Annotated in this window: 24 protein-coding genes and 1 pseudogene; 14 read left to right on the top strand and 11 right to left on the bottom strand. The window is 67.0% G+C overall.

The window, feature by feature from the left end; translation table 11 throughout:
- Positions 1 to 6 precede the first annotated feature (6 nt).
- The 3 genes from RMCN_RS17430 to RMCN_RS17420 are packed head-to-tail and all read left to right on the top strand — an operon-like array spanning position 7 to position 2,973.
- A complete protein-coding gene (locus RMCN_RS17430; RefSeq protein WP_067391674.1) occupies positions 7 to 1,971 on the top strand; it encodes a hypothetical protein in 1,965 nt (654 codons plus the stop codon).
- Positions 1,972 to 1,993: 22 nt separating this feature from the next.
- Positions 1,994 to 2,332 (top strand): hypothetical protein, encoded by a 339-nt coding sequence (locus tag RMCN_RS17425; RefSeq protein ID WP_046361212.1) that lies wholly within the window; start codon positions 1,994 to 1,996, stop codon positions 2,330 to 2,332.
- A gap of 2 nt (positions 2,333 to 2,334) precedes the next feature.
- Positions 2,335 to 2,973 (top strand): chymotrypsin family serine protease, encoded by a 639-nt coding sequence (locus RMCN_RS17420; protein WP_067391671.1) that lies wholly within the window; start codon positions 2,335 to 2,337, stop codon positions 2,971 to 2,973.
- Positions 2,974 to 3,001: 28 nt separating this feature from the next.
- On the opposite strand, the gene RMCN_RS17415 is transcribed toward RMCN_RS17420, so the two are convergent.
- The 3 genes from RMCN_RS17415 to RMCN_RS17405 are packed head-to-tail and all read right to left on the bottom strand — an operon-like array spanning position 3,002 to position 5,036.
- Complete coding sequence (locus RMCN_RS17415; protein WP_067391857.1) at positions 3,002 to 3,232, bottom strand: hypothetical protein; 231 nt, start codon at positions 3,230 to 3,232, stop codon at positions 3,002 to 3,004.
- Between the two features lie 46 nt (positions 3,233 to 3,278).
- Positions 3,279 to 3,941: a hypothetical protein gene (locus RMCN_RS17410; RefSeq protein WP_067391667.1), complete on the bottom strand. Its 663-nt coding sequence runs from the start codon at positions 3,939 to 3,941 to the stop codon at positions 3,279 to 3,281.
- Between the two features lie 9 nt (positions 3,942 to 3,950).
- A complete protein-coding gene (locus tag RMCN_RS17405) occupies positions 3,951 to 5,036 on the bottom strand; it encodes an ADP-ribosylglycohydrolase family protein (RefSeq protein WP_067391665.1) in 1,086 nt (361 codons plus the stop codon).
- 222 nt (positions 5,037 to 5,258) lie between these two features.
- On the opposite strand from RMCN_RS17405, the gene RMCN_RS17400 reads away from it, so the two are divergent.
- The 4 genes from RMCN_RS17400 to RMCN_RS17390 are packed head-to-tail and all read left to right on the top strand — an operon-like array spanning position 5,259 to position 7,992.
- Positions 5,259 to 6,296, top strand: coding sequence for an ImmA/IrrE family metallo-endopeptidase (locus tag RMCN_RS17400; RefSeq protein WP_067391662.1), 1,038 nt, complete (start codon positions 5,259 to 5,261; stop codon positions 6,294 to 6,296).
- Positions 6,297 to 6,309: 13 nt separating this feature from the next.
- Positions 6,310 to 6,468, top strand: coding sequence for a hypothetical protein (locus RMCN_RS31075; protein WP_165604453.1), 159 nt, complete (start codon positions 6,310 to 6,312; stop codon positions 6,466 to 6,468).
- Positions 6,461 to 7,072 (top strand): hypothetical protein, encoded by a 612-nt coding sequence (locus RMCN_RS17395; RefSeq protein WP_084377512.1) that lies wholly within the window; start codon positions 6,461 to 6,463, stop codon positions 7,070 to 7,072. The genes RMCN_RS31075 and RMCN_RS17395 overlap by 8 nt, the downstream gene beginning before the upstream one ends.
- Positions 7,069 to 7,992 (top strand): RodZ family helix-turn-helix domain-containing protein, encoded by a 924-nt coding sequence (locus RMCN_RS17390; protein ID WP_067391660.1) that lies wholly within the window; start codon positions 7,069 to 7,071, stop codon positions 7,990 to 7,992. Before RMCN_RS17395 ends, RMCN_RS17390 begins: the two co-directional genes overlap by 4 nt.
- A gap of 4 nt (positions 7,993 to 7,996) precedes the next feature.
- On the opposite strand, the gene RMCN_RS17385 is transcribed toward RMCN_RS17390, so the two are convergent.
- The 4 genes from RMCN_RS17385 to RMCN_RS17370 form a co-directional block, all read right to left on the bottom strand.
- A complete protein-coding gene (locus RMCN_RS17385; protein ID WP_131705455.1) occupies positions 7,997 to 8,230 on the bottom strand; it encodes a hypothetical protein in 234 nt (77 codons plus the stop codon).
- 143 nt (positions 8,231 to 8,373) lie between these two features.
- Entirely contained in the window at positions 8,374 to 9,351 is a 978-nt protein-coding gene (locus tag RMCN_RS17380; protein WP_067391657.1) for a nucleotidyl transferase AbiEii/AbiGii toxin family protein, read from the bottom strand.
- Between the two features lie 60 nt (positions 9,352 to 9,411).
- Complete coding sequence (locus RMCN_RS17375; protein ID WP_067391654.1) at positions 9,412 to 10,083, bottom strand: type IV toxin-antitoxin system AbiEi family antitoxin domain-containing protein; 672 nt, start codon at positions 10,081 to 10,083, stop codon at positions 9,412 to 9,414.
- 80 nt (positions 10,084 to 10,163) lie between these two features.
- Positions 10,164 to 10,556, bottom strand: a complete 393-nt coding sequence (locus RMCN_RS17370; RefSeq protein WP_067391651.1) for a hypothetical protein — start codon at positions 10,554 to 10,556, stop codon at positions 10,164 to 10,166.
- Between the two features lie 158 nt (positions 10,557 to 10,714).
- Here RMCN_RS17370 and RMCN_RS17365 point away from each other — a divergent pair, with 158 nt between their 5' ends.
- The 3 genes from RMCN_RS17365 to RMCN_RS17355 are packed head-to-tail and all read left to right on the top strand — an operon-like array spanning position 10,715 to position 12,252.
- On the top strand, positions 10,715 to 11,101 hold the full coding sequence (locus RMCN_RS17365) for a DUF2510 domain-containing protein (RefSeq protein ID WP_067391648.1): 387 nt from the start codon (positions 10,715 to 10,717) through the stop codon (positions 11,099 to 11,101).
- Between the two features lie 30 nt (positions 11,102 to 11,131).
- Positions 11,132 to 11,371 carry a hypothetical protein gene (locus RMCN_RS17360; RefSeq protein ID WP_067391645.1) on the top strand — a complete coding sequence of 80 codons (240 nt, stop codon included), beginning with the start codon at positions 11,132 to 11,134 and terminating at the stop codon, positions 11,369 to 11,371.
- Complete coding sequence (locus RMCN_RS17355) at positions 11,371 to 12,252, top strand: hypothetical protein (RefSeq protein ID WP_067391642.1); 882 nt, start codon at positions 11,371 to 11,373, stop codon at positions 12,250 to 12,252. Before RMCN_RS17360 ends, RMCN_RS17355 begins: the two co-directional genes overlap by 1 nt.
- Here the strand turns inward: RMCN_RS17355 and RMCN_RS30845 are convergent.
- On the bottom strand, positions 12,249 to 13,091 hold the full coding sequence (locus tag RMCN_RS30845) for an ATP-dependent DNA ligase (protein WP_165604452.1): 843 nt from the start codon (positions 13,089 to 13,091) through the stop codon (positions 12,249 to 12,251). The genes RMCN_RS17355 and RMCN_RS30845 overlap by 4 nt on opposite strands.
- A gap of 73 nt (positions 13,092 to 13,164) precedes the next feature.
- Between RMCN_RS30845 and RMCN_RS17345 the strand changes: the two genes are divergently transcribed.
- The 3 genes and pseudogenes from RMCN_RS17345 to RMCN_RS32110 form a co-directional block, all read left to right on the top strand.
- Entirely contained in the window at positions 13,165 to 14,337 is a 1,173-nt protein-coding gene (locus RMCN_RS17345) for a tyrosine-type recombinase/integrase (protein ID WP_067391639.1), read from the top strand.
- Positions 14,334 to 16,853, top strand: a complete 2,520-nt coding sequence (locus RMCN_RS17340) for a tyrosine-type recombinase/integrase (RefSeq protein WP_084377508.1) — start codon at positions 14,334 to 14,336, stop codon at positions 16,851 to 16,853. Before RMCN_RS17345 ends, RMCN_RS17340 begins: the two co-directional genes overlap by 4 nt.
- Positions 16,854 to 16,857: 4 nt before the next feature.
- Positions 16,858 to 16,935 (top strand): annotated as a pseudogene (locus RMCN_RS32110) (hypothetical protein); the annotation flags it as partial.
- Positions 16,936 to 16,991: 56 nt separating this feature from the next.
- Here the strand turns inward: RMCN_RS32110 and RMCN_RS17335 are convergent.
- The 3 genes from RMCN_RS17335 to RMCN_RS17330 all read right to left on the bottom strand — a co-directional run bounded on the left by RMCN_RS17335 (position 16,992) and on the right by RMCN_RS17330 (position 18,228).
- Positions 16,992 to 17,438 carry an SAM-dependent methyltransferase gene (locus RMCN_RS17335; RefSeq protein WP_234787695.1) on the bottom strand — a complete coding sequence of 149 codons (447 nt, stop codon included), beginning with the start codon at positions 17,436 to 17,438 and terminating at the stop codon, positions 16,992 to 16,994.
- Positions 17,439 to 17,579: 141 nt separating this feature from the next.
- A complete protein-coding gene (locus tag RMCN_RS31865) occupies positions 17,580 to 17,714 on the bottom strand; it encodes a hypothetical protein (RefSeq protein WP_263987605.1) in 135 nt (44 codons plus the stop codon).
- Between the two features lie 55 nt (positions 17,715 to 17,769).
- Entirely contained in the window at positions 17,770 to 18,228 is a 459-nt protein-coding gene (locus tag RMCN_RS17330; RefSeq protein WP_067391637.1) for a MarR family winged helix-turn-helix transcriptional regulator, read from the bottom strand.
- Between the two features lie 239 nt (positions 18,229 to 18,467).
- Between RMCN_RS17330 and RMCN_RS17325 the strand changes: the two genes are divergently transcribed.
- The gene (locus RMCN_RS17325) at positions 18,468 to 18,992 is read left to right on the top strand and encodes a hypothetical protein (protein WP_067391634.1); all 525 of its coding nucleotides are present in this window, start codon (positions 18,468 to 18,470) and stop codon (positions 18,990 to 18,992) included.
- Positions 18,993 to 19,366 lie beyond the last annotated feature (374 nt).

The following is a 19,366-nucleotide window of genomic DNA, read 5'->3' as shown; positions in this document are numbered from 1 at the left end:
ACCTGCGTGAACGAGCAAGCAGCCAAGCTGACACGGTGGCTGCTTGCTGGGAACGGGGCGCTGAAGAACGTCGCCCAGCTACTGACCGAGGCGTTCGGGCCCGTCGGCGCGGTCGCGGCCTCCATCGACGCCTCGACAATCACCGCCTACCCCGTCGACCCGGCCACCGAGCCACAAGGGCAGGACTGGACCCGGACCGAGCAGGGGTGGACCCATCCGCTGCGCTCGCAGCTGCTGCCACGAAGCATCTCGGCCTCACACCACGTCGTCGCCGGCATCACCTCACGCAACGAAGTCCTGGTGATCAACCTGGCCGCGGCGGCCTACATCGGCATCGAGGGCGGCAACCCCACCTTGATCATGCGGTCCTGGCTCATGCAGGCACTGTCGAAGACACCTGCAGCGGTCGTCGCAGTCACTGACCCGGCGCTCGCTCTGCCCGGCGCCGAGCGGCTGCACCTCGTCGACGACCCGCAGCTGATCCCGGAGGGGACGTCGCTGCTCCTGAGCACGGAGCACACCAGCGCCCCCACCCCTGGGGAGCCTCACCCGATCATCGTGTCCTCGCAGGCCGTCGACGCTGCCAACGTCGTGCTCTGCAGCGAGGCGGTCGCCGGTATCTACCTGGCCAATCGCTACTGGCCGATTTGGCGGCGGATGGAAGTCGCCGATCAACAGTGGCAGCACCTCAAGGGTGTCCTGACCCCCACAGCGGCGGCGGCGCCCGAGGACCTCGACGCGACGTCGGCCGTACAGGGCGCGGCGTCCGCCGGCGCCGAGGGGATCCTCGAGGAGGGCCCGTCCACGCAACCGCCGGCTACCGCCTTGACCAGCGACGATGCCATGTCCCCAGCGCCGGTGGCCACCCCGATGTCGCCGTCGGCCGGTCCGCACCACAACCCCCTGACCAGCGGAAACGACACGTCCCTGGCGCCGGTACCCGACGAGGATCCCGCCCCCACCTTCACCGCCCACGCGGCGGCGCCGGGCCCCGCCGAGCCGCGCGAAGCAATTCCGGCAGATCTCGAACCCACACCGCAGCCCACCCCGGAAACAGCGCCCACCAGCACAAACGACACGTCCCCAAGTGTGGACGGCCCTGCCGTACCCGCGGTGACCCATTCGGCCGCGCCATCGGTGCCGGCACCCGGGGCGCCGCTGCTCGTCCCCGACGTCCCGGCACCGTTCGCCGACTTCACCGACGACGCCGACGACAGCCGCGTCGACGCGATCGCCGCGCTGCCCGGCCGGCCCGCCGAGGAACCCACCGAACCCGGCCTCTACGTCCTGGGCCCGGTGTACGCCCTTGGCCGCGACCCAGAGACCAACGAAGCGGTCAAGCACTCCGCGGTGACCCGTCAAGGCGTACGCAAACCCGTCAAAGCCCTGATGGCACTGGCCACCTCCAACGGCGTCACCTCCACGGAGTGGGAGGAGAAGATCCTTCAGGTCACCCCGTCCAACCGCCGGCAGCTGCGCACCCAGATCCGCAAGATGATGGGCGGAACCGACCCCATCCGCAACGACACCCGCGGCCTGCTCATCGTCGACATGTTCTGCGACTGGAAGGAATTCAACCGCCTCGTCGGCCAGACCCCCGAAAGCGCAACGACCGAAGCGCTCACTGCCGCAGTGCACCTCATCCGCGGCGCCCCGTTCGAAGATGTCCCCGACGAGGACTACGCCTGGCGATCCGTGCAGCTCCTCAAAGACGAACTCATCGACCGCTGCAGCACCGCCGCCACCGAACTTGCCCAACGCCAACTCGCAGCCGGCGCCCATGCCGCGGCCTACCAGACAGCCCGCCTCGGCCTACGGGTCTACGCCAAGCGCGAAGACCTCTGGCTCGTGGCCGCCGGCTCGGTCACCGACACCGAACGCAAGGCGCTGATCTGGGACCTCAAGCAAGCCATCCCCGTGCCCACCCACCCCGAACTGAAGCAGCTGCTCGCCGCTTCCCGCGCATCGTGACCCCCACCCGCCAGGAGACACCATGACCTCACCCAAGGATCAGACCCCGCAGCAGCAGGACCGCTACGAGATCTTCAACCGCAACCGCACCATCGGCGTCTCCACCGTCCCCGGCGGCGCCGTCAACGGCGTCTTCCTGCACGAGAGCGTCCGACAGATGAACGAACGCAACCTGACCCGAGAGATCCTCTCCGTCGCCAGCGTCGCCTCCATGCGCGGCCGCCTGGGCGTGCGCGAACGCATGGAAGCCGCCGCGGCCGCCAACGGAACCACCGTCCCCGCCTCAGCGTTCGAGGTCCTGCCCGACGCCCCAACCGCCGAGGAGTACGAGCAGTACAAGCGAGAAACGTTGCGGTACTGACCATGCGCCGAATACTGACCGCCCTGGCCGCCGCCCTGATGGCCACCATCACCGCGCTGGCCACCGCCACGCCGGCCAACGCACTGGCCATCACCGCCGGCTTCATGATCACCAGCGGCGGCCGGTGGTGCACGGTCAGCTTCCCCGACCCCCAGAACCCCACCATCGTCTACACCGCAGGCCACTGCTACAAAGACGGCATCACCGAAGTCAGCCTCGGGAACATCAAAATCGGACAGTTCATCCCCGAGATCCACGACCCTGCAACCGATCTGATCGCCATCCGGCTCTACTCCAACATCCCCAGCGAGTACAGCCTCATGTCACGCGAACCGCTGCTGAACCCCTGGGTGCCCAACGAAGGCTCCACGGTCTGCAAATACGGGGCCACTACGCAGGAGACCTGCGGAACCGTGCTCTCGGTCGACGACACCAAGTTCGCCGTTCAGATGCCGGCTGACCACGGCGACAGCGGGGCGCCCATCTACGAACGACTCAAGCCAGGCAGCAAGGGTGTCCACGTGGTGGGCACCGTCATCTCCGAAGACCCCCGCCGGCCGGGCGTCATCTACTGCTCCACCATCGGCGCCATCAACAATTTCCTGTCCCAGACCTGGGGCACCGACTGGGATATGGACTGACCAGCGCCGATAGCACGTCCCCACCCGCTCAGTACGCCGGCGAACAACCCTCTGACATCGGAAGCGGCAGCGGCACAACGGTTCCCCCGTTCTCCTCCGCGAAACTGCGGGCCTCGGCTTCCTCATCTGCAGTGAACGCCCGAAACGTGGCCGGCTTAGTCGGTATCCGCACCAACATGGTGAAATCTGCGACCGTCACCTCGGCGGAACGCTTGCGCGGGCCCTGGCGAACGTGGTGGCTAGTGGGTGCATCGGTCACGCCACTCATTGTCCCCGCCAGGTCCGACACCGACGTCGAGGCGCCGTCAGTCGGCGAGTTCGGTCAGCCACCGGCCGAGGTCGAGCACATCCACATGTGCGGCCGGGCCCGCGGTGAACTCTGCGATCGTCATCGCCGGGTCGAACCGCGCCTCGAACCGTGTCCGCGTGCTGGGAGCGGCACGGCCGAGCGCCCAACTCACCGTGGTTGTCGTGGTCTGCAAGAACCTGACCGGCCGGGCCCCGACCACGTAGAGCTGGGCGCGGCGCCCCGAGTCGTCGAGGGCCAGGTGGACCAGATCACTAACCAGCGTGCGCTTGCGCATGGTGTCCTTGCCCTTCCACTGCGCGACCTTGAATTCTGCGACGCGGCGGTCGGTTTCGAGGTCGAAGGGACGTGAGGCGTCGTTGCCGGCCCCGAGCGACGGCCGCACTGCGATCTGTTCGTCCGGTTCCAGGATGTGCGGCAGCGCCAGCGCGATGGTGCAGGCGTGGATGACGTCGTTGAGTCGGCCCACCTGCGAACGCACGGTTAGTGCCGCGGCGAGCAGCTCGCCGGTGAGCCCGCGGCCGGCGGCGGCCTCAGCTCCCGCCGTGCCGGAACAGCCCACCAACGCTGATTCGACTCCAGCCAGGCGCTCGGTCAGACCATCGGCACGCAGGAAACTCATCAGGGCGGCCACGGCCGCCAGGTCGTCCCCGTGCTCCATGCTCTCTGTCTACCGGCCGTTTGCAGCCGGCGCGGCGAGGAAGCTCTGAGCGGCTCCCGGCGCGTGGCGTAGGGCCTTGGCGTATCGGGGCTCGAACCGCGGGGTCATCTTCACCGCGGCCCAGTAGCTGGACCCGGTGTGGGCGGCACCGATGACTGCGCCGGCGATGCTTGCGATCGAGTCGGAGTCCCCGTTGCTGGTGGCCGCCCACGCGAGGCCTTCGCGGCCGTTGAGGGGTGCGCGCCGCCGCCCGGGCGCGGTGGCCATGTCTGCCACGAGCAGCCCGACCGCCACGGCTGAGCCCGATTCCCAGCCCTCGCCGATCCCGGTGCAGGGGTCGCCGTAGTCGGCGGGGGACAGGGTGACCAGCTCCTGCTTGACCGTGAAGGCGTCCAGCAGCGCATCGAGCAGCACGTCGCGCACGCCCTCGGCGAGCATGCCGGCGACGTCGGAGGTCATGGGGGAGAGCACGTCGAGCAGGAATTCGTCACGCAGCCAGGGGCTTTCGCCCGTCACGATCGACATGGCCGCGCTGATCGCGTGTTCGAGGAAGTGTCCGCGCATCCGTGGTGCCGATCGGATCGCGTCAGCGAGCACCAGCGCGGAGGCGATCGCGCGGGGATGCTTGTGGGTGAGGACGGCCTGCAGTGCGGTGATGCCGAGCCATACCGGCTCCGGGCACAGCGCCGCCGGCGTCAGCCGCATGACCGCCCCGCATCCGTATCGCGGCAGCGCCCCGTCGGCGTCATGCCAGTGCGCTCCGTGACGCAGCCGTGTCAGCGACCCCATGCAGGTGGCTCCCGGGGCACGGTTGTTGTCCGGGTCGACCTGCCACTCCAGGAACCGGGCGGTGATGGCCTTGGTCACGACGTCGATGTCGTCGAGCTGGTCGCCGGCGTCGACGAGAGCGTCATGCAGTGCCAACGTCATCTGGGTGTCGTCGGAGATCCGCCACACGTTCTTGGGGGCCGGCACGGGGTAGGCAGGCATCTGCGCGTACTTGCGGAACTCGACCTGATAGCCCCAGGCGTCGCCGGCGGCCAGGCCGATCAACGCGTTGCGGTACCGGGCCTGCGTCGCTGTTCGAGTCGTCATTGTGCACCTCACCTTCCTGCCACCAATGTAAAGCCCTTTACATCAGAATGCAAGTGGCTTACACATCTGGCGTGAACGGGGCGCCACGCTTCCCGGGGTCCCCGTGACGGAAACAGCCTTCCCGGCCGGTACTTCAGGGATAAGACGCACACCAGCTCTCCTTGCCGGGCTGGCGCTACTCCCAGTAGCGGTCCCCGCGTCCAGCCCGAGGAGGTACCAACCGTGTGTCGCGCCACCACAGACCCAGGAGGGCCACGCCGTTGCTCCGGTGACACCCGAGTCGCCTACAGCCACTCCGCCCACGCCGTCGAGGTCCTGGAAGAAGCCGAGGCAGTCCTCAAGACCGCACTGGCCGACACCGCGGCCGCGCCGGCGCCCACCCCACCCAAGACGGTGAGCTTCGCCGACAAGACCACCCGACTGGAAGACATCCGCCGCGAGATCGACGACGCGATCGCCAACCTCAACACCGGAGAGCAATGGCAGGACTGGCTGCACTACGCCAGCCAGTTCCACCACTACTCGCTGCAGAACCAGCTGCTCATCAAAATGCAGCGCCCCGACGCCACCTTCGTCGGCGGACTCAAGAAGGTCTGGAACAAGAAGTTCAACCGCAACCTCATCGCCGGCTCGAAGGCGATCTGGGTCCGCGCACCCCAGATCATCAAGAAGAAGAAGGCCGACGGCACCGACGAGGAAGTCCTGGTGGGCTGGCTCAGCGTCCCGGTCTACGACGTCGGTGACACCACCGGACCGCCCCTGCCGCAGCGCCCCGAGGTCACCTACACCCGCGAAACCGGCGTCGCACCTCCGGAGATGCACACCGAACTCGAGAAGCAGCTCGCCGCACACGGCTACACCGTCGAACGCGTCGAACTCCCCGAGGACGGCCCCGAGGCCTACACCCAGGACAAGCCCACCAAGAAGGTCGTCATCAGCACCCGGCACTCTGATGCTCACGCCGCAATGTGTTTGGCCCACGAGTTGGCTCACGTCCAGATGGGGCACATGGAACGCCACCACGACTACCACAGCGGCCCGGGCGGGCAGCGCCCCACGATGGAAGTCGAAGCCGAAAGCGTCGCCTACGTCATCGGCCGCCACTACGGACTCAAGCCCGGCGGCAGCGCCTTCGCCTACATCGACGGCTGGGCCAAGGGCGATCCCAAGAAGGTGCAGGAGACCGCCGATCGCGTCAACAAGGCCTGCAAGGCCATCATCGGCGCACTCCCGCAGACCGCTCCCGCGGTCGTGAAGTAGAAGGACACCCACCATGAGCACCCCCGATCAGCACGCCCAGGTTGAGATCGAGATCGAAGACCCCGACACCGGAGAGCGACACACCTTCACCGCGGCCACCGAAGAGGAGGCCACCGCCGCCGCCGAGGACTACTTCGGCGTCAACGAAGCCCAGGAGCGAGACAATGACTGACACCATGACCCAGGAACCCACCCGCGAAGAACTGCTGCGGGAACTCGGCAAAGTCCAGTCCAAGCTGGAGAAGGCCCGCCGCCGCCGCGACGCCGACGCGATCGCCTACGCCTCCACCCCCGACGGCGCCGCCGAAACCTTCCGCCGCTACGAACTCGCCCGCGACGACCGCGAACGCAAAGAACTCAAGACCACCTACCTGTCCGGGCTGGCCATGGCCGGCGAGGAGTACGAAGAACGACTGCGCCGCGGCAACGCCGGCGACAACGATGGACCCCTTGCCGTCATCCCCGTCGGCCCATTCCGCGACCCACTCACCAAAGCCCTCGTCGAGCAACGCATCATGGGAACGTTCCGCACCACCGCAGCATCAGTGGACTCCAACACCGTCACCGTCACACTGCTGCGTCTGCTGCCCGACCAACAGACCCGCAAGCGGCTGCGCCTGGACACCACCGCCGAACTCGGCGTCCTGACCGCAGACCTCACCGAGATCATCGCCACCGCCTGGACCGATCCGGCCACCCAAAAGCGCCTGACCGCGTTCCTCGACGACGCCGCCGCACCCATCGACACCGCAATCGCGCAGCGAGACCAGCGATGAGCACCGATCTCGTCTTCCAGGAACCCGGCATCGCCGAGACCCGCCAAGAGCGTGCCCTGCGCCGAGCCCAACAGCTGCAGAACGCCTTCCAGACGGCGTTCGAGGTGCTCGCAGAGATCTACCGCGACGAAGACTGGCGCTTCATCAACGACGGCGCCGGCCGCCCCTACACCGGCTTCACCGCGTTCGTCCAAGACCAACTCGGATGCGCAGCATCCAACGCCCGCCGCTACCAGCAGGGCATCGTCGGGCTCATCCTGCCCCTGCAAGAACTCACCGCCCCGGGAACCCGCATCCCCGTCACCTCCTCCGACGTCGCCCGCCTCGGAGTCACCGGCGCCCGCGTCGTCATCGAGCAAGCCCCCAGCGCCCTGGACGGCATCACCGAACCCGACGCCCAGACCGACGCCCTGCGCGAACTGATCGACTCCGTGACCCAACGCACCACCGACCCTGGCTTCGGACCCCTCAACGAATCCCTCGCCCCACCAATCGAATCCCCACTCGGCGCTCTGGTCCCAGCATCCGTCCCCGATGACGACGACCACGCCCCCAGCGCATCAGACAGCCATGGCTGGGATCAGCCCGCGCCGGATACACCGCCCTGGGACGACGACGAACCCGCCACCCCCGCCACACCCACCCCGGTCCCGGCCGCCCAGGAGCCCACCGCCCCAGAGTTCACGCCCGCCGCGTCGAACGAACCGCCCGCCGCGCCGCCCACCTCAGACCAAGCCGCTCCAGCTGCCCAGGTCATGATCGACCTGGAAGCCGCGATCGCCGCCGTCATGGCCGCCGGTGAACCCACCGCCCTCGCCGAGCAGCTCTCCGGCGGACCCGGCGCCGCCCTCGCCCCGAAGTGCCTGGCATCAGGCCAGCGCCTCGTCCGGCTCGGCCAGCTCCTGCGCAGCCTGACGTGAGGTGTTACACGGGCGCTTCGCCCCGGCCATTCGCCGCCGCGGCGCGAAGCACGATGGCCACGCGTTCGAGATAGAGCTCCAACTGCTCCTGTCCCGCGGGCGTGTCCAGAGACGGTTGTAGCCGGGCAACCTCAGCAGGAATGCTGCGCGAAAGCCACCCGCCCGGCAACATCCGAAGTGCCTCGAAAATCTCTGCAATGAAACGCAATTGCGATGCCTGCCTGTAAAGAATGGTCATGGCGGGCACCATATGAAGCCACGAGGTTCGGCGTCCACAACCGTAGGCAAGATAGCGGAAAACTATTCTCCGCCCACCCGTAGCCGGGCCACCGCGATCGGACCGACCGCGCGACGGGGACATGCCATCAGGCCAGCTAGCGCCTACAACGGGTTCCAGGATCGGCGATCGGGATCCCACGTGCCGGCCTGAACCCGCCCGTCGAGCACTGCCCCCACGAACCGGTCGGCCTCGACGAGCGCAGCATCGGCGTCCCGCAGCTCCGCCGGCAAGCCCGCCTGCGCAACCCGCGCCGGATAGCTGCGTCGCCACTGCTCGCTCGGCAGGGACAGGGGAGTGGGCACCACCAGCCCGCGGCGCTGCTCCTGCCCGCGTACCGCGGCCCGCAACTCCTCGGCGTCAACACGCGCGCACCGCGACAAGATCACGATGTCGGCCAGGTCGTGGGAGCGCGTCGACGGCGACTCGCCGCTGCTGCCATGCAGCTCGTACATCGCCGCGACCTTATCCGCGACGTGGGAACTGACCGAGTACGTCCGGACCGCCGACATCGGCCGCACATCGTCGATCGCCACCACGGGATCGGGTACCAGCGTGTCCGGCTCGAACGGAAACTGCCGTCCGGCAGCAACATCGAGCTTGGCCACCGAGAACCGCGACCCGTTGAGCAGGTAGGTGATCTTGCCGGTGAATGCTCCAGGCCCACTGCCGGGACTGACCGTCACCACGAACTCCCCGTGCTCGCCGGCGCGACGTCGAGCCGCCGCGGTCAACGCCGCCGTCAGGTCCTCGACACCGCGGGTCGCCGCCAGATCCAGATCCGCGGTCGCCCTCGCCTCGGCGGTGCGGTATTGCAGAGCCGTGCCGCCGGTCACCAACCACGACTCGGGATCCCGATCGAACAAGCGGGACACGAACTGCTGCAACGCAAAGCGTCGCGCCACCTCTGCGGAATCAACCCCGGTCGTCCGCGCGATCTCCCGGATCCGGGTGTTCAACGCAGCCCGGAACGCAGCCTCGGACCCGTAGGTGCGCCGTGCGTCGAGCAGCTCCCCGATCTCACGCTCACGTTGCTCCAGCGCCGCCACCCGGTCATGGGACTCCTGCGCCCGGGCCCGCATGTCGGCAGAGCAGCGTTTCGGTCCGCCGGGCTCGTTACTGGCCTTGCACATGCTCCGCCGCTACACCGACGACGACAGCCGCAACGGGCGCTCGGCGGCCGCGGCAAGCCGGTGCGCCAACGCGATCCCGTCCCGCTCACCCCACCGGCCGGCGAACGGCTCTAGGCGGGCACCCACCTCGGGCAGCGTCAACAGGCCCTGCTCCAGGACGTCGGCGATCACCGTGCCCTGATGGGAGCCATCCAGATCGTCTCGGGCCAAGTCGGCAATGATCCGACCGGGTGTGGCCACCGGAAGACCCTCGGTGATGTCCCAGTCGATCCCGCGGGCCCCGATGTCGCGCCGGTACGCATGCACCCGCGGCGATCGCGTGTTGATGCGCCGCGGGCTGGTCAAGAACAACCCACGCGAGACCAGCGTGCCCAGCTCGCGGATCACCGCCGCGCTGTCGTGGCTGATCACGCAGTCCGGATCCGCGCGCCGCCGCTCAACGTCGTCTTCCGGGCGCAGCGCCAGCCACTGGGCTGCCCAGTCCTCGAAAGCGAACATGCCGGCGGAATCCTCGGTGAACCCGTACACGCCGTGGTGGGCCCGAAACAGCTCACCGGAGTCGGCACGGCGAGCCAGCTCGTAGCGGGCGACACCGTGCTGGCGGGCCTGGGCTGCAGTGAACAACCCGAACTGGCCGGCGGCCAGAGCATGCAGCCGGCCCCACACCAGCTCGTCGGCCATGCAGCAATAGTAGCAATCGGGGGACGTGGTATCGGGGCTGCTCAGGGCTGCTTTCGCTAGTTGCCACAGCCGCCGCGACCTCACCCGCCGCTCCTGTTCCGCGGTCGGGTAGCTCCTTCGCCCAGCCAGGAATCCAGCGTCGGACGGGAAACGCCCAGCGCCTCGATGATCTCTCGCTTGGTCCGGCCCTCGTCGAAGTACTTCCGCGCCAACTCCCGGGCGGCCTGCTTCTCCGCGCCCAGCCGAGACTCGGCCTCCATCAGGCGTCGTCCTTGCTCGGCCAGCCTGCCCAGACTGCGCTCGACGACGCGGGCATGGACATAGGGCTCGCCGACGATCTCCGGGCCGCCGCGCTGCACGGGCTCGGCGCCGGCCGCGGCGGCCAGGACCTCGGCATCGCTGGCGCTGTCGTCGAGATCGGGCAGGTCGTACTCGGCGACCAACTCCGCCGGCGTCCGCACAATCACCCTCACAGCGAGCCTCCCGTTAGTGGGGCGCGCAGGCGCACCCGTTTCGCGGCCGGTCGACTACCCGGCGGCATCACAGTACTTCTCAACCTGAACCATGGAAGCCACTTTACAACAAATGTAAAGAGGTTTACAGTGGGGAAGACGAGAACTTGGGAGGCACGATGACCAACACCACCCCGCCCGCCGGCTGGTACCCCGACCCCACAGGCGCTGCCCAACAGCGGTATTGGGACGGACAGCAGTGGACCGAAGCCCTGGCCGCGCCCACCGTCGTCCACGTGCCCGTCGCGGCCCCACCGGCCAAAGACTGGTTCCAGCGCCATCCCGCCTGGACCACCCTCATCGTCTTCTGGGTCGCCTGCATGATCTGGCAGTGGGAATGGCTGGTCCCCGTCATCGCCATCGTCGCCGCCACAGTGTGGACCTTCCGCTGGATCGAGCGCCGCAATAACCGCCTCGCCGCCGACGCCGACCGCCAGAACAAACTCGCCGCCCTGGGCGACAAGCGCGGAATCTTCGGCGACTACCCACCCGCCGACGCGGCCTGACCCACCACCACAGGACAAGGAGTACTTCCCATGCCCAGCACCCCGAGCTGCCACTTCCGAGCCGGCGACTACCTCTACGCCGGCCAAGCCCACGACGACGCCATCGCCCGCCTCGACGGCTTCGACGACACCGCCAAGACCGTCGCCCGCAACTCCGTCACCGAACTCATCGACCTGCAGAACGGCACCATCACCTGCCACCAAGTCGCCGTCATCGCCAGCGCCATCGCCAACGCCCTCCAGGGCAACACCTACGGAGAGACCCTCTGATGACCGACCTCACCACCCAGACGCCCGCCCAAATCGACGCCTTCCTCAACGAGTTGGGATTCCAACGAGCCAAACTCATCGCCCACGCCGACAGCCTGCGCAGTTCCGCACACCACGCCCGCACCGGCCGCTACCCCGACCCGGCGCGCGCAGCCCGCCTCGACGCCCAGGCCGACGAGTACGCACCCAAGATCGCCGCGATCACCGACCAGATGCGCCCATACAACGACGAATACGACCGCCGAGGCGGCTGGACCCGAGCCTTCCTCGTCCAGAACACCGGCGGCCACGTCCACAGCTCCATGGGCTGCACCACCTGCTACCAGAGCACCCAATACGCCTGGCTCGTCGACTACAGCGGACATGATGAGGACCAGATCGTCTACGCCGCCGGCGAACTCGCCTGTACGGTCTGCTACCCCTCAGCCCCAGTGGAAGTCCTTGCCCGCGTAGGCGAAATCCGCCGACCCACCGACCTTGAGCGCGAACAACGCGCCGCCGAGAAGACCGCCAAGCACGCTGCGGCCGCCGCAGCCGCCGTGGTCAACCCCGCCACCGGCAAGACGCTCTTCAAGACCGAACGCGCCGCAACCAACGCGATCGCCTCAGCACTGGACAGCCTGCACTGGTACGGCGACGACCACCCCTCCGCGGTTGAATGGCAGAGCACCGTCGATACCACCGTCGCGGCCCTGGCCGCCAAACTCGGCCGCGACGCCGACGCCATCATGACCGAATGCCGCCAACGTGCCGACAAGAAGTTCGCCGGCACCGCCCGCAAGACGTTGCGTGAACTCAAGCGCCAGCGCGGCGACATCATCGTCGAAGACCTCATGCCAGGCCTGCAGACCTGGATCGAGCAGAACGGCATTCCCGCCTAAAGCGCTGTGGGCAAACGGGTTTCGCTGACGTGGACCGAGCGCAGCCCTTTCCAGCTCGCGTGGCGAAGACCTCGCCCCGGGGCCCACTCGCGGAAGGCCACCTCGCCCACGTGATGCGGCCTCACCCACCGCCAACCCTGCTGTTCACCAGGATTCACCACCGGGGGGACCTCGCACACAAGCGGATGCAGCGCCTCGAACAGCTGCCGACGCATCACCGCGCTAAACCCCGTGCCGACCTGGCCGACCAGCTCCAGGGCGCCATCGTCGCGGTACCCGGCCACCAACAACGCTCCAACCCGCCCAGGTGGACCGGCGAACGCCACCAATGCAAGCTCCGCTGTCTGCCGCACAGGGCTTTTCACCCACCAGGGCGAGCGACCCTCCCGATAAGGGGAGTCCACCCTCTTCGAGACAATGCCCTCCATCTGGTGCTCCCGGGCCACCTCAAGCATGTCCGCAGCCGGCACACCGAAGAACGCTTTCGGCACCGTCAACACCCCAGGCTCATCGGACACTAACGACTCCAGCGCCTCGCGTCGCTTCACGTACGGCTCGCCAGTGAGATCACGCCCGTCGGCCGAAATGACGTCAAAAGCCATAAGCCGCACAGGAACCTCACGCAAGAGGGTGGGTCCAGGCCGCCGCTGCTGCGGCCAGCGCCGCTGCAACCGCGTGAATGACGGGCGTCCCTGCGTATCGAGCGCGACGATTTCACCGTCGAGTACCACCGATCGCGCGCCGACGACCTGACTCACGGAAGTCAATTCCGGGAACGTACGGGTGATGTCAGCGCCGTTCCTGGAGAAGATCAGGACCTCGCCACGGTCGGCGATCAATGTGGCCCGTCTAGTTGACTGAACTTCGGCGAGCCTTCCGGTGGGGTGGGTGCGGCGGGCGGAGGATCCGGTTATGGGCGAGCTGGGTCGAGTGGAGTCAGCCGAGTCGGGCCTGCCGTGGCGGGTGATCTTCCCTGACGACGAGCACCTCGGCGCCTCGTCATACCTGCGGGAGCTGGCGGCTTCGGATTGCAGTCCACTCACAGTTCGAAGTTACGCGTTCGACCTGCTGCGGTGGTTCAGGTTCCTCCACGAGCGCCTGGTCAATTGGGAGCAAGCTGAACGCGTCGACGTCCGTGCCTTCGTCGAGTACCTCCGCGAGACGCCGAACCCGCAGCGCCTGCGCCGGCGCCCGAACAGACCTGCGCCCGGTTCGGTGAACGCTCTGACCGGCAAGGCCGAGCTGCCGGCGAAGTACGCGGCAAGGACGATCAACCATCAGCTCTCGGTGTTGTTCGGCTTCTACGAGCATGCTTGCGCAGCCAACCTGGGACCGCTGGTCAACCCGGTGCCCGCGCAGCGGACTCGTGGCGGCGGCCGTCCGCATTCGCACCATAATCCGATGCAGGACTTCGTCATTCACAAGCGTGCGAACTATAGGCAGAAGACGCCTCGTCCGGTCTGGCGGGGTATTCCGGACGAGGCCGCGACGACGCTGTTCGATGCACTGCGTAGCCACCGTGACCGCGCTCTGGTGAGTTTCTACCTGTCGTCGGGAGTTCGGGCGTCGGAGTTGTTGGGGCTGTGTCACGGCGATCTCGATGCCGGCCGCTATACGGTCACGGTGACCAGTAAGGGCAGCCGGGCGCGGGAGGTGGTGCCGGCGTCGGTGGACTCGTTCGTGTGGTTGGCGCTTTACTTCGCCGAGCAGCAGCCACCCATGAGTCCGGGCGGTCCGGTGTGGTGGACGCGGCGATCGAAGCCTGCGCCGTTGAATTATCACGCGATGCGCGCGGTGCTGCGCCGGGCCAATGACAGCTTGGGGACGAACTGGTCGCTGCACGACTTTCGCCATACGGCCGCGACGCGGTTGCTAGCCGATCCGGCGTTCACGTTGGTGGACGTGCAGACAGTGCTGCGGCATGCCAGCGTTACGACGACGCAGATCTACACCCAGCCGCGACTCGAGGATCTGGTCGGCAAGGTGCTTGAGCATTACGCCCGACCGCCGGTCACGGGGCCGACGATCGAACCGAGCTACGACGCGGCCGCCGTGCGCGAACTGCTTGGACTCCCGCTGTCGTGACGGCCGAGGACGAGGACACGCGGCTGCAGCGCAGTCAGCAGGCCGCGGCGACCCGCGCGGCGGCGGCTCCGTCGATTCAGCTGCTGTCACGGCCCGATTCGCCGCACCTGGCGGCGATCCCACCCGACGATCGGTTCGGACGCACCGGGCGATTGCGAATCATGAAGGGCTACGACGCAAGTCAGCCGCCACCCGAGCTGCCCGCCCAAGCTCACGGCGCCGCGATGCAGCACCGCACCGTGGATGAGCTGTGTGACGCTGTCCGCCGCCATCACCACTCCTACAACCAGAAACGCCGACAGGCGATCGTGCGCGGATCCCGGGCACTGCTCACCCGACTTCACGGCTACCCCGGTGACACCTGGGAGCAGCGCTGGCTGGCCAGCGGCTCGGACGCCGCCCCAAGGACCTGGATGGACCATGCGGACCTGCCCCAGTACAACCGGTGGTCACCCACCCTGCTTGGAATGAACGCGCTGCTGCAACTGCGTGTTCTCCGACCGTCCTACAGCTGGATGCTCGACTCCCGGACGAAGCTCAACACGGCCCAATTCATCGAGCACAACGGCGGCAACGCCCTCACCGAGTTGCGGCAGCTCGACGAGTATCAGTCAGCGCTACTGCGCCATCAACGCGACGCAGAAGCCGGTCTGTCGCGAGTGATGATCCGCACCGGCAAAGCCATCGAGCAGGTCACCGGCGACGACCTGCTCTACTACGCCGACGTGGTGAAGACCTCAGGGAGGCAACGCCGCGAACATCTACTGTGGGAACTGCTGGTGCGCCTCGGTCCGCTGGCCACTGAAGCCCCGACGTTGCGGGCCGCCTGGTCGGCAAAAGGCAATACACGACAGCACTCGACCGCCACCCTGGTCGACCGCTACGGCATTCCACCTTCGGGCGTACGGGATCTGCTGACGGATTACTTCGAAGAGATTCGCCCCGGCATGGATTACGGCTCGCTAGAAGGCTTGGCCTACCGGATCGTGCGTCTGTTCTGGTGGGAGATCCTACAGATCAACCCCGAGCAAGCCGACCTACGGCTGTCGGCGGACGTCATTACGGCGTGGCGTCAACGACTGTCCGTGACGACCGACGGGCGCGACCGCCGGGATGTCCACTCCGTTTTGTTCGCGATCCGCGGCTTCTACCGCGATTTGGCCGAATGGTCCCACGACGACCCAGTGCGCTGGGGCGTCTGGGTGGCACCTTGCCCCGTCCCGCGAGAACTGAGCCGAGCGGCTGCCAAGAACAAGCGGCGCCAACAAAGTCAGATGCAAAGCCGTACCCGCGTACTGACGCCGTTGCTGCCGACGTTCCTGACCGCCGTGAACGAACACAAGCAGCGCAGCGCGCTGTTCCTGGAGAAGGCTCGCGCCGCCGAGCACGATATCCAGTTCGAGATCGACGGCTACGTGTTCGTGCGGGATGCGCCGCCGGAGCGTCTGGCAATCGACGAGCGCGCGCGGGTGTGGGCCCGGCTGGCGCCGGGACAACCGCGACCGAACTGGATCCGCGGCGAGGCCAAGCGCATCGATGTCACCGGTGTGGAGGATGACGGATTTTGGTGCTGGGCGGTCGCCGAGACCCTGCGCCACACCGGTATTCGCGTCGAAGAGCTGATGGAGCTGACGCAGCTGTCGCTGCGCCACTACACCGCATCGACCACCGGAACACTGGTACCGCTGCTACACATCGTGCCGAGCAAGACCGACTGCGAACGACTGGTGCCGATGACCCCAGAGCTGGTGCAAGTGCTGCTGGCGGTACTGCGGCGAGCCAAGGGCGGCGGTGATCACGTGCCGCTCTCGGTCCGCTACGACGTCACCGAGAAGGTGCACGGTCAACCGTTTCCGCACCTGTTCTCCCGCAGGGTCGGCGCCCGCCAGGAAGTCCTCTCCGGGCACTACTTGCGTGGCATCCTCAGCCATTTGGCGGTAGTGGCCGGACTCAGCGATGCTGGCCAGCCGATCCGGTTCACCCCGCACGACTTCCGCCGCTTGTTCGCCACCGACGCCGTCAACGGCGGCCTTCCGCTGCACATCGCCGCTGCGCTGCTGGGTCACCTGAACCTCGACACCACCCGCGGCTATACCGCGGTGTTTCCCGAGCACCTCATCACCGCCCACCAGGCGTTCATCGAACGGCGCCGGCAGTTGCGCCCGATCGGCGAGGACCGGGTCGCCGAGGCCGACGAATGGTCGGAGTTCGAGAACCACTTCCTGCTGCGTCGGGTGGCCCTCGGTGAGTGCCACCGCCCCTACGGCACGCCCTGCGTGCACGAGCACGCCTGCACGAGATGCCGGTTCTTGCGCGTGGACCCCGCCCAGTTGGGGCGCATCAACGAGATGACCGAGAACGCCGAACAGCGCCTCGTGGAGGCGAAGGATCGTGCATGGCTCGGCGAGGTCGCCGCGCTCGAAGAGAGCATCAAGCATCTGCGCAGCCGGCAATCCGAGGCGGAGCAACGACTCTCAAACGGCAGCAACCCGTTCACCGAGCAGAGACCACAATGAGGCGATGAAGCTCCCCGTCATGCCGCCGGTCTCGCCGATGTTGGCCAAGTCGGTACCTACAATTCCTGCCGACGCCTCCCTATGACGAAGTGGTGTTGACGGCTTCCACTCGATCTGCTTCGGTCGCGAGGAAGTCGGCTAGGGTACTTCGCGACGCCAGAACGGTTCACCGATCAGCATCAGGCCACCGGGACGGAGACTCTTGCTCAGCAGTTCGACGATACCGGCCACACCGCCGCCGATCCAGGTGGCGCCCACGCACGCGGCGACATCGACCACCTTGCCCGCAACGAAGCTGGAAGCGTCGGAGTGCACGAAGGTGGCCTGGTCAGCGACGCCGAGTTCGGCGGCACGGACACGGGCTTGCTCAGTGAACACCGTGCTGATGTCCACCCCAATCCCGGTGACGCGGTGGTCGCGGGCCCACGTGCAGAGCATTTCGCACGACCCGCTGGCGAGATCCAGCACGCGCGTCCCGGGTTCCAGATGCAGTGCTTGGCCCAGGGCGGCGAGCTTGCTAGAGCTAAACGGGTTGTGGATCCGGTGGCTACTTTCGCGAATGGTGAAGATGCGTGGAAGATCCACGAGAGATACTCCTTGGGTTTGATTCAGTCCTGGCATGCGCGGAGGACAGTCGACCTGAGTCGGCTGCCGTTGCTCGGACCGTCACCAATACACCTCGTTCGGACGCATGGCTCTTCAACCGGATGAACCTAACCTTCCGTGTTAGACGTTTCCACCCAATATCTGAGAGATGGTCAATCCCGTGGAACGGGTCCGAGCACCGTCGCGAACGATCTCATCGAGCAGCGACCGCTGGCCGCCATCGCTGTCGTTGGCCTGCTGAACTACGGTGAGCATGGGCGTACCTTCCCAACCGGATGAGTGTCGCGGGGATCGATGGCCGCCTCGGTGGTTACGGCTGACCTTCGTTGAGCAACTGGACCATCTTTTTGATGACCACCAATCCGTCAGCGAGCGAGTCGATCTCGTTGTCGGAGAGCTGGTCGAGGATTCCCGCCAGAGCCGTACGCCGGGCCTTGCGGGAATTGTCGGCGACGCGCTGCGCATTGGCGCTGAGCCGCAGTCGGCCCACGCGCCGGTCCGTCGCGTCCACCTCGCGGATCACCAGACCGTCACCGGACAGCTTGGTGACCAGCGTGGAGGCGGTGTTGGCCGCCATGCCGAGTTCTGCCGCCGCGGCGCTCACCGAGATCCCAGGCTGTCGACCGATGAGCCGCACGAGGTCAGCTTGCGACTCGGGCAGTCCGGTGGTGAAGGCGCGACCGGCCGTCCGACGCACCTGACGACGGAAACGCCCGTGGGTGTCGAAGATGTCAGCTGCGATCTCGGAGTGGGTGGCCACACCTTGCATAATACCTCTGGGTCCGAGCTATTATGCGCATGGCTCGGTGTGTGCGTACCTAGGAAGGAGTTGCGCGGCCGCCCATCCAGAAGCCATGCCTACCGGGCGGAGACGCCATCGCTCGGTTCTTGCCGGCGCCCGTGAGTGGTGACTGCTTCAGCCGGTGCAGCGCGCCGTGCGCGCATGCACGGCGCTCGGCGTTGACCGTTCGGCAACGTGAAATCTCTTGACACAACCGAAGGAATCACATGTCATACCCTGATACCGAGACCCTGACAGTCACCGAGGGTGGCCAGCCAATCCAGTTCACCTTCGATGAGATGCTGCGATACCACGGCTTCGGCTTTCCCGGCGGGGTGGCCCATGCGTTCAAGGTCATGGAACGCGGCTTCCCGCTGTTGGACGACGGTAAGGCGCCCGAGCGGGCGGACCTGTCCATAGAGACTGCGTTCCCCGGTCCCGGAGGCCGCGACGCATTTGAGATCGTCACTCGGGTCGTGACCGGCGGGCGCTATCACGTCGACGTGGCGCTGGCCGGCGACGATATTCTGCAAAGTCCCAAGGGCAAGTATCTTTTCCGGTTGAAGTACCGGGGCCGGACCGTCGACCTCACGTTGCGTCCCGGACTTGTTGCCGACGAGTTCATCACGCTGGCAAGAAAAGTAGAACGTAGCCCTGAAGAGGAAGAGCGTCTCGTCTGGCTGAAGAAGGATATGGCTCAACGCCTTCTGAGCCACCCGGCAAAGGACGTCTACGACGCCACAATTCGGTGATGTGATCCTGTGCTGAAGGCGATCCGTCGGATGCCGGACCGTCTGGGGCAGTGCGCTTTTGGTGCGTGCGGTCGCCGCCGCCATCGATTTCGCGTTGCCGTGCCTGGCCTTGGACGGTCCGACCCGTCCGAGTGGAGAAGTGCCTAAACGCCGGACGTGATCCGGCAATACAGACTATTGACCTTCACACCGCTAGTTCTGCACCGCAATGACTTTCGCGTCGACACCCTGTCGGCCGGCACGAAGTTGCAAAGTGCGTCGGGCGGTGTGACGTGCTATTCGCGAGACAACTGTCCGGCTCTCCTGCGCGCGCAATTCAATTGGCTCCGGCCACCTTTCGTCTCTACGGAGAGGTAGCCGGAGCATTGTTCGCG

This window comes from Mycolicibacterium novocastrense (assembly GCF_001570485.1).
GTDB lineage: Bacteria > Actinomycetota > Actinomycetes > Mycobacteriales > Mycobacteriaceae > Mycobacterium > Mycobacterium novocastrense.
Note: the sequence above shows the minus strand (reverse complement) of the source record. Positions and strands in the feature narration are given on the sequence as shown.

Bases quoted from the DNA above. Each gene is read 5' to 3' on its own strand.
- RMCN_RS17410 (WP_067391667.1), bottom strand. From the start codon at position 3,941: ATGGAGCACGGGGACGACCTGGCGGCCGTGGCCGCCCTGATGAGTTTC.
- RMCN_RS17390 (WP_067391660.1), top strand. From the start codon at position 7,069: ATGAGCACCGATCTCGTCTTCCAGGAACCCGGCATCGCCGAGACCCGC.
- RMCN_RS17360 (WP_067391645.1), top strand. From the start codon at position 11,132: ATGCCCAGCACCCCGAGCTGCCACTTCCGAGCCGGCGACTACCTCTAC.
- RMCN_RS31865 (WP_263987605.1), bottom strand. From the start codon at position 17,714: ATGCTCACCGTAGTTCAGCAGGCCAACGACAGCGATGGCGGCCAGCGG.
- RMCN_RS17325 (WP_067391634.1), top strand. From the start codon at position 18,468: ATGTCATACCCTGATACCGAGACCCTGACAGTCACCGAGGGTGGCCAG.
- RMCN_RS17420 (WP_067391671.1), top strand. From the start codon at position 2,335: ATGCGCCGAATACTGACCGCCCTGGCCGCCGCCCTGATGGCCACCATC.
- RMCN_RS17405 (WP_067391665.1), bottom strand. From the start codon at position 5,036: ATGACGACTCGAACAGCGACGCAGGCCCGGTACCGCAACGCGTTGATC.
- RMCN_RS17385 (WP_131705455.1), bottom strand. From the start codon at position 8,230: ATGACCATTCTTTACAGGCAGGCATCGCAATTGCGTTTCATTGCAGAG.
- RMCN_RS17395 (WP_084377512.1), top strand. From the start codon at position 6,461: ATGACTGACACCATGACCCAGGAACCCACCCGCGAAGAACTGCTGCGG.
- RMCN_RS17355 (WP_067391642.1), top strand. From the start codon at position 11,371: ATGACCGACCTCACCACCCAGACGCCCGCCCAAATCGACGCCTTCCTC.
- RMCN_RS17345 (WP_067391639.1), top strand. From the start codon at position 13,165: ATGGGCGAGCTGGGTCGAGTGGAGTCAGCCGAGTCGGGCCTGCCGTGG.
- RMCN_RS17330 (WP_067391637.1), bottom strand. From the start codon at position 18,228: ATGCAAGGTGTGGCCACCCACTCCGAGATCGCAGCTGACATCTTCGAC.
- RMCN_RS17375 (WP_067391654.1), bottom strand. From the start codon at position 10,083: ATGGCCGACGAGCTGGTGTGGGGCCGGCTGCATGCTCTGGCCGCCGGC.
- RMCN_RS17425 (WP_046361212.1), top strand. From the start codon at position 1,994: ATGACCTCACCCAAGGATCAGACCCCGCAGCAGCAGGACCGCTACGAG.
- RMCN_RS17380 (WP_067391657.1), bottom strand. From the start codon at position 9,351: ATGCGGGCCCGGGCGCAGGAGTCCCATGACCGGGTGGCGGCGCTGGAG.
- RMCN_RS31075 (WP_165604453.1), top strand. From the start codon at position 6,310: ATGAGCACCCCCGATCAGCACGCCCAGGTTGAGATCGAGATCGAAGAC.
- RMCN_RS17365 (WP_067391648.1), top strand. From the start codon at position 10,715: ATGACCAACACCACCCCGCCCGCCGGCTGGTACCCCGACCCCACAGGC.